Origin of the sequence: Paenibacillus dendritiformis, assembly GCF_945605565.1 — a bacterium.
GTDB lineage: Bacteria > Bacillota > Bacilli > Paenibacillales > Paenibacillaceae > Paenibacillus_B > Paenibacillus_B dendritiformis_A.
The window spans coordinates 4,008,719-4,023,579 of the sequence record NZ_OX216966.1; the positions used below are offsets into that span (position 1 = coordinate 4,008,719).

12 protein-coding genes and 2 pseudogenes are annotated in these 14,861 nt (G+C 47.2%); 11 read left to right on the plus strand and 3 right to left on the minus strand.

The window, feature by feature from the left end; translation table 11 throughout:
- Positions 1-234 precede the first annotated feature (234 nt).
- Entirely contained in the window at positions 235-1,284 is a 1,050-nt protein-coding gene (locus tag NNL35_RS17755) for an alpha/beta hydrolase family protein (protein ID WP_006676094.1), read from the minus strand.
- A 28-nt stretch (positions 1,285-1,312) separates the two neighbouring features.
- Positions 1,313-1,942: a GNAT family N-acetyltransferase gene (locus tag NNL35_RS17760; RefSeq protein WP_006676093.1), complete on the minus strand. Its 630-nt coding sequence runs from the start codon at positions 1,940-1,942 to the stop codon at positions 1,313-1,315.
- A gap of 638 nt (positions 1,943-2,580) precedes the next feature.
- Between NNL35_RS17760 and NNL35_RS17765 the strand changes: the two are divergent.
- From NNL35_RS17765 to NNL35_RS17810, 11 genes and pseudogenes are all read left to right on the plus strand, one after another.
- Positions 2,581-3,144: pseudogene (locus NNL35_RS17765) on the plus strand (sigma-70 family RNA polymerase sigma factor).
- Entirely contained in the window at positions 3,110-4,264 is a 1,155-nt protein-coding gene (locus tag NNL35_RS17770) for a DUF4179 domain-containing protein (protein WP_337999296.1), read from the plus strand. The pseudogene NNL35_RS17765 and the gene NNL35_RS17770 overlap by 35 nt, the downstream one beginning before the upstream one ends.
- 275 nt (positions 4,265-4,539) lie before the next feature.
- The gene (bla, locus tag NNL35_RS17775) at positions 4,540-5,490 is read left to right on the plus strand and encodes a class A beta-lactamase (protein ID WP_040730670.1); all 951 of its coding nucleotides are present in this window, start codon (positions 4,540-4,542) and stop codon (positions 5,488-5,490) included.
- Positions 5,456-6,049: a hypothetical protein gene (locus NNL35_RS17780; RefSeq protein ID WP_138985617.1), complete on the plus strand. Its 594-nt coding sequence runs from the start codon at positions 5,456-5,458 to the stop codon at positions 6,047-6,049. The genes bla and NNL35_RS17780 overlap by 35 nt, the downstream gene beginning before the upstream one ends.
- Positions 6,050-6,065: 16 nt before the next feature.
- Complete coding sequence (locus NNL35_RS17785) at positions 6,066-6,563, plus strand: hypothetical protein (protein WP_254553626.1); 498 nt, start codon at positions 6,066-6,068, stop codon at positions 6,561-6,563.
- Positions 6,564-6,870: 307 nt separating this feature from the next.
- A pseudogene (locus tag NNL35_RS17790) lies at positions 6,871-7,140 on the plus strand (SRPBCC family protein); the annotation flags it as partial.
- Positions 7,141-7,264: 124 nt separating this feature from the next.
- Positions 7,265-9,520: an ATP-binding cassette domain-containing protein gene (locus NNL35_RS17795; RefSeq protein WP_040730699.1), complete on the plus strand. Its 2,256-nt coding sequence runs from the start codon at positions 7,265-7,267 to the stop codon at positions 9,518-9,520.
- A 174-nt stretch (positions 9,521-9,694) separates the two neighbouring features.
- The gene (locus NNL35_RS17800) at positions 9,695-10,075 is read left to right on the plus strand and encodes a helix-turn-helix transcriptional regulator (RefSeq protein WP_006676088.1); all 381 of its coding nucleotides are present in this window, start codon (positions 9,695-9,697) and stop codon (positions 10,073-10,075) included.
- Positions 10,072-10,224 carry a hypothetical protein gene (locus NNL35_RS30815; protein ID WP_476638820.1) on the plus strand — a complete coding sequence of 51 codons (153 nt, stop codon included), beginning with the start codon at positions 10,072-10,074 and terminating at the stop codon, positions 10,222-10,224. The genes NNL35_RS17800 and NNL35_RS30815 overlap by 4 nt, the downstream gene beginning before the upstream one ends.
- A 54-nt stretch (positions 10,225-10,278) precedes the next feature.
- Positions 10,279-10,857 (plus strand): type 1 glutamine amidotransferase family protein, encoded by a 579-nt coding sequence (locus NNL35_RS17805; protein WP_006676087.1) that lies wholly within the window; start codon positions 10,279-10,281, stop codon positions 10,855-10,857.
- Between the two features lie 156 nt (positions 10,858-11,013).
- Positions 11,014-11,607 carry a YdeI/OmpD-associated family protein gene (locus NNL35_RS17810; protein ID WP_006676086.1) on the plus strand — a complete coding sequence of 198 codons (594 nt, stop codon included), beginning with the start codon at positions 11,014-11,016 and terminating at the stop codon, positions 11,605-11,607.
- A 241-nt stretch (positions 11,608-11,848) separates the two neighbouring features.
- Here NNL35_RS17810 and NNL35_RS17815 read toward each other — a convergent pair whose 3' ends face one another.
- The gene (locus NNL35_RS17815) at positions 11,849-14,350 is read right to left on the minus strand and encodes a hypothetical protein (RefSeq protein WP_254553627.1); all 2,502 of its coding nucleotides are present in this window, start codon (positions 14,348-14,350) and stop codon (positions 11,849-11,851) included.
- Positions 14,351-14,861 lie beyond the last annotated feature (511 nt).

A 14,861-nucleotide genomic window follows, 5' to 3' on the forward strand; every position in this document is an offset into this window, starting at 1 on the left:
AAAAGTCAGATGGAAGATGTTTGTCGGAGGACAAGAACATATACGCATTTAAAGTCGCGGAAATCGCGGCTTTTTTGTTTTAACGATGTTTCTTGTCCCGGGGAAAGGACAAGAACTTACATCGTTAGCCTGCTGATTTTTATCGATAATTTGCCTTTTATCGTTTTCTTTTACGGATACCCTTAGTAACCTTATCCGTTTTAGAAAAATTTAACACTGTATGATTACCACTCATTAAAAATTGCCCTTTTTAGATAATACACTTGCTTTTTCACGTAATCCTTTTGAATTCTTTAGAAATTGCTCGATTTCATCCATATAACCCGGTATTGTAATCTGTCTCGGAGCGAAGAGACTAATGAAAAATGCCCGCAGATTCGAATTCGCCGTTTGCTTGCTTAACATGGAATGATCGGCATCAGGGAAGACAGCTACGGTCAGCAGCTCGGGTTTTACGATATCGCGATATACCCGCTCCGTATCCTTCACATCGACCTGCAGATCTTCTTCACCCAGAATCAATAGCACGGGCGAATTGAAATTACGGAGATCATCGGTGGCATCCGACAAGAAATTTTTGCTGACAAATGTCCATCTGTCTTTCGACATAAGGCTAGTTTCGCGAGCGATTTTGACATACTCTTCATAGGAAGCATGTTTTTCCAAAAGGTTGCGCACTTGCCGGTCATACGCCTCTTTGTCTTGAATTTCCGCTTCGGAGTACCCATCTTTCTCCATTTCTTTGCGTGTATAGTATTGTCCTTGACTTATCCAATTAATGGCGGGCGATAGAAGAAGGCTAAATGCGAGCGGTTCCTTCTCGGCAAGCTTGGGAATGACCCAGCCTGCCTGGCTTGCCCCCCAAACCCCAACCTGTTTCTCGTCAATCATCGGCTGCTCTTTTGCCCATGCAATGGCCTGACGCGCCTCTTCTACACGATCATCTATACTCTGATGCAACCAGTTGCCTTCAGACCCGTTAATTCCTCTTTTGTTAAGGGACAAAGAGGCGTAACCAAGGGAAGCTAACCGCTCCCAAAGCGGCTTATAGCCATCATCATGGGAGGCGTCAATGGGGCCGTCGCCATGAATAAACAAAACCAATCCCAGCTTGTCCGAGTAGTTTTTAGGCAGTACGAAAGTACCGGTCAACTTGCCCTGGGGCGTCTGGATCTCAACAGCTTGGTCAACCATGTCAAAGCTGTGTTGCTTCAAAATATAAAGTCCTGCACCGCCAATTAACAGGACGATGATCATAATGGCAATCGTTATTTTCTTTTTCATCTTATTTCTCCTTGTGAAAAATTCGTAGTTATTTCAATCTCAGGACCATATAGTTCCATTTCCATTCATCAAATAAAAAATGACTTAGTATACTATTTTCTTGCGAATGAGTATAGAATGATAACTGCTCGTACAGATGCTTGGCCCGCGGGTTTTTACCTGAAACGTGCAAGCTTAGTATATTCAGGCTTGGCTCTGCTTGAACAAACTGCTGTGCCCATTCCAATAGCAATTTTCCAACTCCCTTACTTCGATGATCGGGATGGACAACAACGGCAGCAATATAACATTCTCCAGCTTGCGGTTTATGGTCTAATAACGATAACCCGATGAACAGTTTAAGCAAGTTCCATTTTCCAAAGCTGTTAAAACTTCTCCACGAAGGAAGCTGTTTCTTTTCTTCCTTTATCTCTGAATTCGCATTCCATTTGATAGACAATGTTCCGATAACTTCTCCCTCTTCCAGAGCGACAATCCTTCGACTTGCCGGTTCAGCGGGAATGTGTTCAAGAAGCTTCTCGAAAAAAAGAGCAAGATCTTCATCGCTCATGTTCGTAAGGTGTTGAAATTTCCCGCGAAACCCGTGAACAAGCAGGCGGCCGACCTGTGGATTGTACTTGGCCTGCATCGGTTCAATCGTTATCCGCGCCGCATTCATGATCATATCCTCCTTCGGAATTTGTAACCCGCTCTATTAAGACTTGCAGTTCGTATTGCTATCTCAACGATACACTTTAGGTCAGACCTAAGGTCAAGTGTTTCCATTTAAATGATTAACCCAGTACGAATAAAATGGATGACGTAAATTTATACAGAAAATAGATATAAGAGTCTGCAGCATTGAAATAGTAAATGATTTTATTTACAATATTTGCATATGCCTTTATTTCCACAAACGATAACTGACTTTTGGCGGGTGCAATTTTTGAACGGAGACGTCCTCTATAGTGATGAAGTCTTTACTGTCGCCATCATGCGGTTTTCGCCGAGTTCCAGTCCTCCGTCTCGGAACAAGACTTGGATGACGCTTATGTGGAATTGGATCACTGGGCGGTATTCGGCTCTTTTGAGCACAACCGCCTGGCCAGCGCCGCCAGCATGTACCTGGGAGGACAATGGGCAAATTGCGGATCTCGGCGTACAGACTCTATCAGATAATTAACTTACTTCATGCAACTGAAACCGCATAGAATGCGGTTTTTTTGTTTTATGTCATCAAATCTATCGTTAATTTTTGTGTACAAAATGAACTTTTATAACCTCTGCGATCTCTTATCTATGAAAAGGGGAGTGAACATGAGAGTAAGCCATCTTGTCAAACACGCCCAAAAAGGCAACAAGGAAGCATTATTACAACTCATCATGGCCGATAAGGACGCTTATTATCGTCTTGCCTATGCATACATGGGTAACGAGCATGATGCCATGGATGCGATGGAGGACATGATAGTTGCCCTCTATGAAAAGATTGATCAATTGCAAAATGGCGAAGCATTTTACAGCTGGAGCAAAACCATTCTCGTCAATCGGTGCAAAACATTACTTCTCAAAAAGGAGCGGTTTCTTCCACTGGAAGACGAGCGAGCACCATCACTTGCTGCATTAACCAACGATAATCCATATCGCGATACAGAGTCCGAGATGGACATGCAAGTACTGCTATCTCATCTAAATGCACAGCAGCGGGAAGCGATCGAGCTTCGTTATGTTCATGATCTTCCGTATTAGACGATTACGGACATGACCGGCGCGCCGCTTGGAACAATTAAGTCAAGAATCTCACAGGGAATACTAAAACTGAAAGTCATGATCGGAGGTGATCGCAATGATAACGATCGAGGAGAAGTTACAGGAGCATAAAGAGACCTTGAATCAGATACAGGCTCCGTCAGACCTTGAAGGCAGACTTCGAGATGCGCTTCACAATGTTCCCGCCAAAAAAAGAAACAAGAATAAAGCTCGGGCATGGGTTGCATCAGTTGCCGCTGCGCTCATTCTCATGGTTGGAGTATATGAGTATCCGGCCTTAGCTTATTACGGAAGCAAGTTGTTTAATAGCGTCAGCTTGAACTCTCTCAGCTTTGCTGAAGTGATGGGGCAGGGATTCGGACAAAGGGTAAACAAAAGCACAACGCTTAAGGATGGCACTGTCCTTACCATTAATGGCGTGATTGCGGACGATAATGTATTTCGCATGTATTACACGATTGATCGGCCTGCAGGCACCGAATATACTGACCATGATTTTGTACGTTATATCTTTGAACGAGTGAATGGGTTCTTGACTGATTCAGCTCCGCTAGGAGGAGGCGGCAATCCCGGCAAAAACAAGAGCCAGTTCGTGGGATACATCGAATTCGAGCCAGTCAGTCCATTTTCTCGAACATTAACCCTTACATTCAATGAGTGGCTGGATAATGGGGAGAAGATATCCTATCCGCTCTCCTTCGAGTTTGAAGCGAACAAAGCGATGAAGAGTATCATTAAAGAGGATCTTTCTGAATCCATCGCTGTCGATAAAGGCATGATTCACTATGACTCCATTACGGCTTCGCCAACTTCCACCATCGTGAAGGGGCATTATGAATTAGAGGAATACCCAAGAAGATTTTCAGGAAAAACCAAGCTTTATGTGAATGGAACAGAAGTTGGATTGACTAGAGCAGGGAGAAGTAATCCAGACTTCCAATTGAAATTTAATCCGTTCCCTACAGACAATATTCAGTCCATTGAGCTTGAACTCGTCAATTTTGAAGGGTATCACAAAATACAAGAACCCATCTCGCTTGCGTCACCATCCGATCGATCCATTAAAGTAGGTGATGAAAAGTTATGGATTCGAAGCGTTACGAAAACCGATACAGGCTATGATATCGTCATTGCCAGAAAACAATTTACGTTCTTGGAAACGGACAATTTATCCATACAAGCTAGCGGCAAAGTAATTCCTGTATCATCGATTTCCGAAGAACGACAGTAGGATTTGAAGAACGGCAACATTCTAAGGGAGCAGACGTATTCTTTTAACACAACGGACAAACCGGAGTTCCTGCTGCTGGACGGATTCCATTATATTAAAACCTACAATAAGAAAATTTCGATTCCTGTAGATAGCAAAAAATAAAATCATTCACCCGGAAGATAGACACTTTTGAAAAAGAGTGGGTGTTCTCCGGGTTTTTGTTTAATAAGAAATATAACAATGGATTCAATATAGGAAGTCACCTGAAGCGGGACAAACTTCTTAGGAAAGGAATGATCATTTTGAAAAATATCAGGATACTAAAAATAGGGATGTGTGTCGGGATACTCAGTTTAAGTGTTGCAAATGTAAACCTCTTTACAGGTGAATCATTACAGATAGAAGCAAACGAAAAAACAGAGCAACTCAAACATGCAAATCATGCAGCTCATAGAGAGTTCGCTCAACTTGAGAAAAAGTTTGATGCTCGGCTGGGCGTCTATGCGATCGATACGGGTACAAACCAGACAGTAGCTTATCGACCTAATGAAAGGTTTGCTTATGCATCTACCTACAAAGCTCTGGCTGCAGGAGCTTTGTTACAGCAAAACTCAAATGATCAACTTGACGAAGTTATCACGTATACAAAAGATGATCTAGTTGAATATTCACCTGTTACAGAGAAACATGTAGCTGCCGGGATGACACTTGGAGAAATTGCAGAGGCTGCTGTTCGTTACAGTGATAATACGGCAGGGAACCTTTTATTTAAAGAGCTAGATGGACCTAAAGGATTTGAAAAAGCGCTCAGACAAATTGGTGATCGGGTTACTCAGGCAGATCGTTTTGAAACAGAGTTAAACGAAGCTATTCCTGGTGACATTCGTGATACAAGTACAGCCAAAGCACTTGCTACCGATCTTAAGGCTTTCACAGTCGGAAATGCGCTCCCGGCTGACAAACGTAAAATACTTACGGATTGGATGCGTGGAAATGCTACAGGAGACAAACTCATCCGCGGTGGCGTACCAACAGACTGGGAAGTTGGTGATAAGTCAGGAGCCGGGAGCTACGGAACACGAAATGATATAGCTATCGTTTGGCCACCGAATAGTGCACCTATTATCATCGCGATTCTGTCCAGCCGAGATAAGAAAGATGCTACCTATAATAATGAACTGATTGCACAGGCGGCTAAGGTTACAATGAATGCTTTCACTTCCACCGCTTCTTATTCACTATAAAGATGGCAAATTTTATTGCATCGAACAGAGGGAAGTATTAGCTGTACTCAAACAACGTAAAGTAAATGCTTATCCAACTGTAATTATCTTGAAGGAAACTAAGTCGCCCAATTGGCGACTTGCAACGCTAACAAATGCGCGAGCATCTGAAGCGGGAGCTTCCGCTTGGGTTCATGCCGAAGACGGCGGGAATGAAATGCTGTTTCCCAATGAAGAATTTCAGGTATATGATAATCTTGAAAAAGGGGCGAAGGTGGCACCGTTTACATTTAAAGTTCCATCTTTGCTTCCAGAAGGCTATGGTTTTAGGGATTTGAGCATTCAGTTCGATGCTACGCCGAGTGTCCGCCTATCGTACGAGACTAAAATAAGCAAAAGTAGTGGCAACTTCAGCTTGAGAATCAAGCCAGGCGCTGATCTCCAGAAACAATATGAGCAGATTTTCGAAATCGAGCAAGATGGAACCGATCAGGAGGATAGCGGGAAATCGCATGACCACCTGGAAGGGACAGCCGGAAAGATATTATTATATCTGGAAGGATCAAGGCATAAGCTATGAATTAAGCTCCTACATCTTGTCCAGCAATGAAATGGAGCAAATCATCGCTTCCATGAAATTTCCCGATGCGAATGTGAACCAACTTCATGTAGATAATGATTATCATGGGAAAATCTTGACCTCTTTGTATGACACCGAGGATATCCGGCGCGCTCAGGATCTGGTTAGTTTTAAAGCCGCTTTTCCGCGTAAGCTGCCTGGAGATTTTGTGGCTAACCGTTCCTATGTTTCCCGTAAAACGAATTTCAATCATGTAGAAAATGATGAGGATTCCATGCGCAAGCTGTTTGCGGTCTCTTATAGCCGAGACGATCGCGATCGGAACAATAAAGCTGCCTCCGGCATCCAAAGCGTTTCATTTAAGCAGATGTTAAACGGGGATATGTATCAGAAGATGAAAAAGAACGGCCGGGTTTCTTTTACGAAAATTGACGATGAACGGAACAGTGTAAAGCTCAAAGCCATAAAACTCTTCAGGGGCAGGAAGTGCTTCGTACAGAGCCATATAATCTAGATGGTTCACCTAAGGCTTCTGACGATCTTAGCTTAATCAGCTACTTCTGGTTGGACGGCCAGGTTTGTTACCAAGTTGTGTTCCAAGGCAAGGGATCGTTCCAGGGCCAGGGATCGGAAGAACAAAAAATAGTGCAATATTTAATGAAGCCGGACCGGTAATTAAAGTCGGTAATATAGTTGCAGGATAAGGAAGCGCCCCAACAGGTTCATTGACCAGGGGGCGCTTTTTGATCCGAAGAACCTTATGACCTTCAGCGGAAAAGTTTAAGTTAACCACCAGCAAAGGCTGTCGATCCGATTCCGACCGTTTTCAGTTTCGCACGCAGCCGACCGAATGGTGGAATGGAATTATTGAGGGCGAAGTCCTTATCGTGGACGCACCAAGCCGGTTGTCCTACACTTGGGCCAGCGCAGGGGAGAAGCACTCGGTCACCTGGACGCTGCAGGATGTAGGGGACGGGAAGGTTAACCTTCATCTCGAACAAACCGGAATCTCAACTGCGCAAGGACTCGAAGGTGCTAAGTATGGCTGGAGTGGATGGTGCGGCAAGCTTGAAAAAGTGTTGGAACAATAGCCGCATTCGGTGCTAACTATTTAAATGATTGAAACATGGAGAGCATGAGGGGTTGCCATCTCACATCATCAAAATTATAATTTACGGACACACCCTCAATATTCGAGCAAAGGGGATGTTAGTCATAAGCGAATCTAATCAGGAATATATCGTAATCTCGGCTGCGAGGGAAAACAATCTCAAGAACGTATCCCTGCGCATTCCCAAGCGGAAGATCACGATCTTCACCGGGGTATCCGGATCCGGCAAGTCATCTATCGTCTTCGATACGATTGCAGCAGAATCCACGCGATTGCTGAATGAGAACTTCAGCATGTTCGTGCGTAATTTCCTGCCGCGCTATCCGCAGCCAGATGCGGACGCGATCGAGAACCTGAGCATGGCTGTTATTGTGGATCAGAAACGGCTGGGCGGCGGTTCCCATTCCACGATGGGCACGATTACCGATATTTCTCCCATTCTCCGTCTTCTTTTCTCCCGAGTGGGTCAGCCCTATGTTGGACAAGCACACATGTTCTCGTTTAACGATCCGCAAGGCATGTGTCCAGAGTGCAACGGGATCGGTCGCAGGCTGGGCGTGGATATGAGCAAGGCGGTAGACATGTCAAAGTCGTTGAATGAAGGGGCCATTATGCTGCCGGACTATTCGGTGAACAGCTGGGACTGGAACATTGTCGTACAGTCGGGGTCCTTCGATCCTGACAAAAAGCTAAGCGATTATTCGAATGAGGATCTGGAGCAACTGCTGTACGGCAAGGCAAGGAAAGTGAAGATGGATTTCGCCGGTAAGGCAACGAATATTACTGTGGAAGGCGTCATTGAGAAGTTCAGCAACAAATACATCAAGCAGGATGTGAAGACGAAGTCCGAGCGCACGCAAAAAGCCGTTGCACCGTTCATCACCGAAGGTTCGTGCTCCAGCTGCCACGGTGCGAGACTCAGTCAGGCTGCGCTCAGCTGTAGAATCAATGAACTCAACATTGCGGAGATGTCCTCCATGGAGGTCGGGGAGCTTATCCGCGTCATTCGGGAGATTAACGATCCTGTCGCCGCGCCGATTATAAAGTCGCTAACAGAGCGGCTGCAGCATCTGGTGGATATCGGACTTGACTACTTGACGCTGGATCGTGAGACGGATACATTGTCCGGCGGCGAGTCGCAGCGCGTCAAGATGGTGAAGCACCTGAGCGGCAGTCTGGTGGATGTCACTTACATCTTCGATGAGCCCAGCGTTGGCTTGCACCCCCGTGATGTACACCGGTTAAATGAGTTGCTGCAGAAGCTGCGCGACAAAGGCAATACCGTGATTGTCGTCGAGCATGATCCCGATGTGATCAAGGTGGCGGATCATATCGTCGACGTCGGGCCTTACGCCGGCAGCCGCGGAGGTACCATCGTGTATGAAGGAAGCTGCCAAGGCCTGCTGGAGTCAGGTACATTGACAGGCACCCATATGAAGCGGCCGCTCCAGCTGAAGCAAGATTGCAGGCAGCCATCCGGCAAGCTGTCCATCAAGGATGCCACTCTGCACAACCTGCAGAACGTGAGTGTAGATATTCCAACCGGAGTGCTGACAGTAGTTACGGGTGTCGCCGGCTCGGGCAAGAGTACGCTGATTAACGAAGTATTCCTCAGCCAGCATCCGGATGCGATCGTCATCGACCAATCGGCGGTAGGAGTGTCAACACGCTCGAATCCCGCGACCTACACGGGCATTATGGATGATGTGCGCAAGGCGTTTGCTTCCGCGAACAAGGTCAGCCAAAGCTTGTTCAGCTTCAACTCCAAGGGGGCTTGCGAGAACTGCCAAGGGCTGGGTGTTGTGTATACAGACCTTGCATTCCTTGAAAGCGTGAAGCTGCCATGCGAAGTATGCGAAGGCAGACGGTTCAAGGAAGAGGTGCTCGCGTACAAGCTGAACGGCAAATCAATTGCAGAAGTGCTGGAGATGACGGTCGAGCAGGCATTGGATTTTTTTGAGCTAAAAGAGGTTGTCCGCAAGCTGCAAGCGATGAGCGATGTAGGGCTGAACTATATTACGCTTGGCCAACCGCTCAGCACGCTATCGGGCGGGGAATGCCAGCGCATCAAGCTGGCAAGCGAGCTGCATAAGAAGGGCAGCATCTACGTGATGGACGAGCCGACGACCGGCTTGCATATGTCCGATATCGGTCACCTTCTGGGGATCATGAACCGCCTCGTGGATGCAGGCAATACAGTGATCGTCATCGAGCACAACCTTGATGTAATCAGCCAAGCAGATTGGATCATCGATATGGGACCGGACGGAGGCAGCAAGGGCGGCCAGGTGGTGTTCGAAGGCACACCTACGAAGATCATCCATGCGGAGCAGTCGATCACGGGAAGATACTTGCACTAATGCGTTACATCCACGATTGGGGCGTGGAGACCGAACATCATTATGCGGCAATTAATCATGAAAAGATACTGAAATCACAGGAACATTATTCGGATTGAAGCAAAAGAAATGGCCCAGGTTTTGCTGCACAATTGAAGGACTTTTTATTAAACTAACGAAAGCTGAATAAGATATATGGACGAAGCTGCCGGCACGATCGGCAGCTTCGATACGTTAATGCTTGCAAAAGGTGATTTTTTGAAGATCGATAGGTTGATAAGCATGATTAGTGTATTAACAAATAAAGAACGAGTCACTATACAAGAATTAGCGGATAAATTTGAAGTATCTAAACGTACAATATTTCGTGATTTAGATACATTAAACATGGCTGGAATTCCAATTGTTTCTTTTCCGGGGATTAGAGGCGGAATTGCAGTATCAGAGGGATATAAGGTAAATAGAACTATTTTATCAGAAGAAGATATCAAAAACCTATATGTCGGATTAAATGGATTGAGAAGCATTGAAAGTGAAGACTCAATACAAAATTTAGTGAAGTTGAAACATGCTTGATTCGCTTTTATACTTCTAACATTGATTGGGTCGCGGATTTAGTTATTGGCCTTCAAGGGAAGGTTCGTGCAATTCAACCAACATCGTTACGTCATACAGTGAAGAAAAAACTTGAAAAATGGATTACCTCCTATAAAGATGACATATAGCTGTCATCTATTGACCTGTAAAATTAGGTCTAGAAAGGGGAGGGGACTACAAACATGAAAAAAGAAATACTTGTGTTTATTTCGGATAACTATGCAGACTGGGAAAGCGTTTTCATTTGTGCAGAGCTGAATAAACCCGAAACAGGATTCATCATTAAAACATTGGCAGTTAATAAAAAGCCAATAAAATCAATGGGTGGCTTCACGGTTGTTCCAGACTATTCACTTGCTGAAATGCCAACACATTTTCATATGCTGATCTTAGTGGGGGGCACTTCATGGCTGAAAAGAGAGAATGATGATGTAAAGCAAGCAGTTGATTTATGCATTAAAAAACGTATTCCGATTGCGGCGATATGTGATGCGTGTACTTTTTTGGCGGATAAAGGATATTTAGATGATAAAGAGCATACAGGCAATTCACTAGTCTATTTAGAGAAGTATGCACCAAACTACAAAGGCTCGAAGCACTTTATTGAAAAGCAAGTTGTTTCAAAAGATGGATTGATTACTGCTAACGGAACATCAGCGGTTGAATTTGCTAAAGAAATTCTTACATATTGGCAGGTAATGCAAGAAAACAAACTAGAAGATTGGTATCAGATGTTTAAAGTGGGCTTTTATAAAGAATAAACATATGTCTTCGTTAAAAAATGCCGCATTTGTGGCATACGGTTTCTTGTGTGAGTTTATCATTATCCTTTGATTTTCTCGTCCCGCGTTAGACAAGACTAGTGAGTAAAGTTAAAATGGTCAGATGATCGTAAACATGAAGAGGGGTGTTCCTTGGTGACAAAGAGTAGAATGAATCCAAAGGTTGATGAATATGTAAGTAAAGCCCAAAAGTGGAGAGAAGAATATGAGAAGTTAAGAAATATTGTTCTTGACTGTGAGCTGACCGAAGAATTTAAGTGGATGCATCCTTGTTACACGTTTGAGAAAAAAAACATAGTTTTAATACATGGATTTAAAGACTATTGTGCGCTTCTGTTTCACAAAGGTGCCTTGTTACAGGATGCCCATGGGATTCTAATCCAACAAACGGAGAATGTACAGGCGGCGCGCCAGATTCGGTTCACCAATCTTCAAGAAATAGTTGAAATGGAAGCCATCTTGAAAGCCTATATTTATGAAGCCATTGAAGTTGAAAAAGCCGGTTTGGAAGTGAATTATAAAAAGAATACAGAGTTCATAGTTCCTGAAGAATTTCAAAATAAACTCAATGAAAGCCCTGACTTGAAAACTGCTTTTGAAGCATTGACGCCAGGACGGCAAAGAGCATACCTTCTTTATTTTTCCGAACCCAAACAATCCAAAACTCGAGAGTCAAGAGTTGAAAAATGTATGCAGCAAATTCTCAATGGAAAGGGATTAAGGGATTAAATGAGATTAGAATATTCGATGAGAAAATAAAGTACAACATGGGGTCACATTTATCTTAATACATCAGGATGTATTTTAGGTCTTTACCACAATCTTTTGACTATGCAAAAAGTACGCGCTTCCATTTTGCTTACCTATCCGTATCCGGATACTGGAGCACCTAATTTTTGGATTATCATTTTTCGAGTGATGAAGGTATAGGATTGAACACGATGTATCCTCGCTTTTTTACAGTTTCCAGCTATAGGATAAAAAAGAAGCTGCCGATAGAAGCCCTCGGCAGCCAGTTTAAATTGGCGGAACTTATCTGTTCTAAATAAAGATCATTATGGCCCGGGTACGTCAGTTTCGGCTTAAAGCGGCCCTTGTGGTCCTTGCTCACCTTGAGGCCCTTGAGCGCCAGTTGCTCCTTGCGGTCCTTGATCACCCTGAGGTCCTTGAGCGCCAGTTGCCCCTTGCGGCCCTTGGTCGCCTTGAGGTCCTTGGTCGCCCTGAGGCCCTTGAGCGCCAGTTGCCCCTTGTGGTCCTTGGTCGCCCTGAGGTCCTTGAGCGCCAGTTGCTCCTTGCGGCCCTTGGTCGCCTTGAGGTCCCTGAGCGCCAGTTGCTCCTTGCGGCCCTTGGTCGCCTTGAGGTCCTTGGTCACCCTGAGGTCCTTGAGCGCCAGTTGCCCCTTGCGGTCCTTCAGGTCCTTGCTGACCTTGAGTACCTTGAGGCCCTTGAGGTCCTTGCTGGCCTTGAGTACCTTGAGGTCCTTGGTCGCCTTGAGGCCCTTGGTCGCCTTGAGGTCCTTGGTCACCAGTTGCTCCTTGCGGTCCTTGGTCGCCTTGAGGTCCTTGGTCACCCTGAGGCCCTTGGTCGCCTTGAGGTCCTTGGTCACCCTGAGGTCCTTGGTCACCCTGAGGTCCTTGAGCGCCAGTTGCCCCTTGCGGTCCTTGGTCACCCTGAGGCCCTTGGTCACCCTGAGGCCCTTGGTCGCCTTGAGGTCCCTGATCGCCAGTTTCTCCTTGCGGTCCTTGGTCTCCCTGAGGCCCTTGGTCGCCTTGAGGTCCCTGAGCGCCAGTTGCTCCTTGCGGCCCTTGGTCGCCTTGTGGCCCTTGGTCACCCTGAGGCCCTTGAGCGCCAGTTGCTCCTTGAGGTCCCTGATCGCCTTGCGGTCCTTGGTCACCCTGAGGCCCTTGAGCGCCAGTTGCCCCTTGAGGTCCTTGGTCACCCAGAGGTCCTTGGTCACCCTGAGGTCCTTGGTCGCCTTGAGGTCCTTGGTCGCCTTGAGGCCCTTGGTCACCTTGTGGCCCTTGGTCACCCTGAGGCCCTTGAGCGCCAGTTGCTCCTTGAGGTCCCTGATCGCCTTGCGGTCCTTGGTCGCCTTGTGGCCCTTGGTCGCCTTGTGGCCCTTGGTCGCCTTGAGGTCCTTGGTCACCCTGAGGTCCTTGGTCGCCTTGAGGTCCTTGGTCACCTTGTGGCCCTTGGTCACCTTGTGGCCCTTGGTCGCCTTGAGGTCCTTGGTCGCCTTGAGGTCCTTGTTCGCCTTGAGGTCCTTGGTCGCCTTGAGGTCCTTGGTCGCCTTGAGGTCCTTGGTCGCCTTGAGGTCCTTGGTCACCTTGTGGCCCTTGTTCGCCTTGTGGCCCTTGTTCGCCTTGAGGTCCTTGGTCACCCTGAGGTCCTTGGTCGCCTTGAGGTCCTTGGTCGCCTTGAGGTCCTTGGTCACCTTGCGGTCCTTGGTCACCTTGTGGCCCTTGGTCGCCTTGAGGTCCTTGGTCGCCTTGTGGCCCTTGGTCGCCTTGTGGCCCTTGGTCGCCTTGAGGTCCTTGGTCACCCTGAGGTCCTTGGTCGCCTTGAGGTCCTTGGTCACCTTGAGGTCCTTGTTCGCCTTGCGGTCCTTGGTCACCTTGAGGTCCTTGGTCGCCTTGTGGTCCTTGGTCGCCTTGAGGTCCTTGGTCGCCTTGTGGCCCTTGGTCGCCTTGTGGCCCTTGGTCGCCTTGTGGTCCTTGTTCGCCTTGCGGTCCTTGGTCACCTTGTGGCCCTTGGTCGCCTTGTGGTCCTTGTTCGCCTTGCGGTCCTTGGTCACCTTGTGGCCCTTGGTCGCCTTGAGGTCCTTGTTCGCCTTGAGGTCCTTGGTCGCCTTGAGGTCCTTGGTCGCCTTGTGGCCCTTGGTCGCCTTGAGGTCCTTGGTCGCCTTGAGGTCCTTGTTCGCCTTGCGGTCCTTGGTCACCTTGAGGCCCTTGGTCGCCTTGTGGCCCTTGGTCGCCTTGAGGTCCTTGGTCGCCTTGTGGTCCTTGGTCACCTTGAGGTCCTTGTTCGCCTTGCGGTCCTTGGTCACCTTGAGGCCCTTGGTCGCCTTGAGGTCCTTGGTCGCCTTGCGGTCCTTGGTCGCCTTGTGGCCCTTGGTCGCCTTGAGGTCCTTGGTCGCCTTGTGGTCCTTGGTCGCCTTGAGGTCCTTGGTCACCTTGTGGCCCTTGGTCGCCTTGAGGTCCTTGGTCGCCTTGAGGTCCTTGGTCGCCTTGTGGCCCTTGGTCGCCTTGTGGCCCTTGGTCGCCTTGAGGTCCTTGGTCGCCCTGAGGTCCTTGAGCGCCTTGTGGCCCTTGAACGCCTTGTGGCCCTTGGTCGCCTTGTGGCCCTTGGTCGCCTTGAGGTCCTTGGTCGCCCTGAGGTCCTTGAGCGCCTTGTGGCCCTTGAACGCCTTGAACGCCTTGAGGTCCTTGAGGTCCTTGAGGTCCTTGAGGTCCTTGAGGTCCAACTCCTCCATCTGTCCGTGTAGCCTCCCAATGATTCAAAATGGGATCGGCTACTACTCTAACCACTCCGGCGTTGGGTACAAGAAATACCCTCATACTGTCACCCGGATTGAAATTCATTTGAGCGGTGAAGTTTACTGTGAAAGGAAAATCAGGTTTATCCGTATTTCGGATAAATAACCTTCCGGAGTTGTTAGGTCCTTCCAATACGAGTGCAACGAATTCCACTTGAGGGTTCGCCACAAGCAAAAGGCTGACGCTTATCGTATACACGCCACCCTCGCTGGCGACGAAGGTAGAAGTCGCTGGGTTGTACTCGCCGTTCAAATCATACTCAACGGTTTGAAAGAATAAATTGAACGGTCCTGGGTTTAAAATAATTTGATCTGCACTCGCACGAGCTCTAAATGCGGATTCGGCCAACTTGATGTCACCTCCGTATTCTGATGCAGCTCCACTCCCAAAAAACTTCAGATAGTGAAGCCTTTAATATAGTATGTGGTAATGCGCGGCGAGCCTCGG

Excerpts from the sequence above, each read along its gene's own strand:
- NNL35_RS17755 (WP_006676094.1), bottom strand. The coding sequence starts at position 1,284 with ATGAAAAAGAAAATAACGATTGCCATTATGATCATCGTCCTGTTAATT.
- NNL35_RS17780 (WP_138985617.1), top strand. The coding sequence starts at position 5,456 with ATGCTTTCACTTCCACCGCTTCTTATTCACTATAAAGATGGCAAATTT.
- NNL35_RS17760 (WP_006676093.1), bottom strand. The coding sequence starts at position 1,942 with ATGAATGCGGCGCGGATAACGATTGAACCGATGCAGGCCAAGTACAAT.
- NNL35_RS17805 (WP_006676087.1), top strand. The coding sequence starts at position 10,279 with ATGAAAAAAGAAATACTTGTGTTTATTTCGGATAACTATGCAGACTGG.
- NNL35_RS17800 (WP_006676088.1), top strand. The coding sequence starts at position 9,695 with ATGGACGAAGCTGCCGGCACGATCGGCAGCTTCGATACGTTAATGCTT.
- NNL35_RS17770 (WP_337999296.1), top strand. The coding sequence starts at position 3,110 with ATGATAACGATCGAGGAGAAGTTACAGGAGCATAAAGAGACCTTGAAT.
- NNL35_RS17815 (WP_254553627.1), bottom strand. The coding sequence starts at position 14,350 with ATGGAGGAGTTGGACCTCAAGGACCTCAAGGACCTCAAGGACCTCAAG.
- bla (WP_040730670.1), top strand. The coding sequence starts at position 4,540 with ATGATCATTTTGAAAAATATCAGGATACTAAAAATAGGGATGTGTGTC.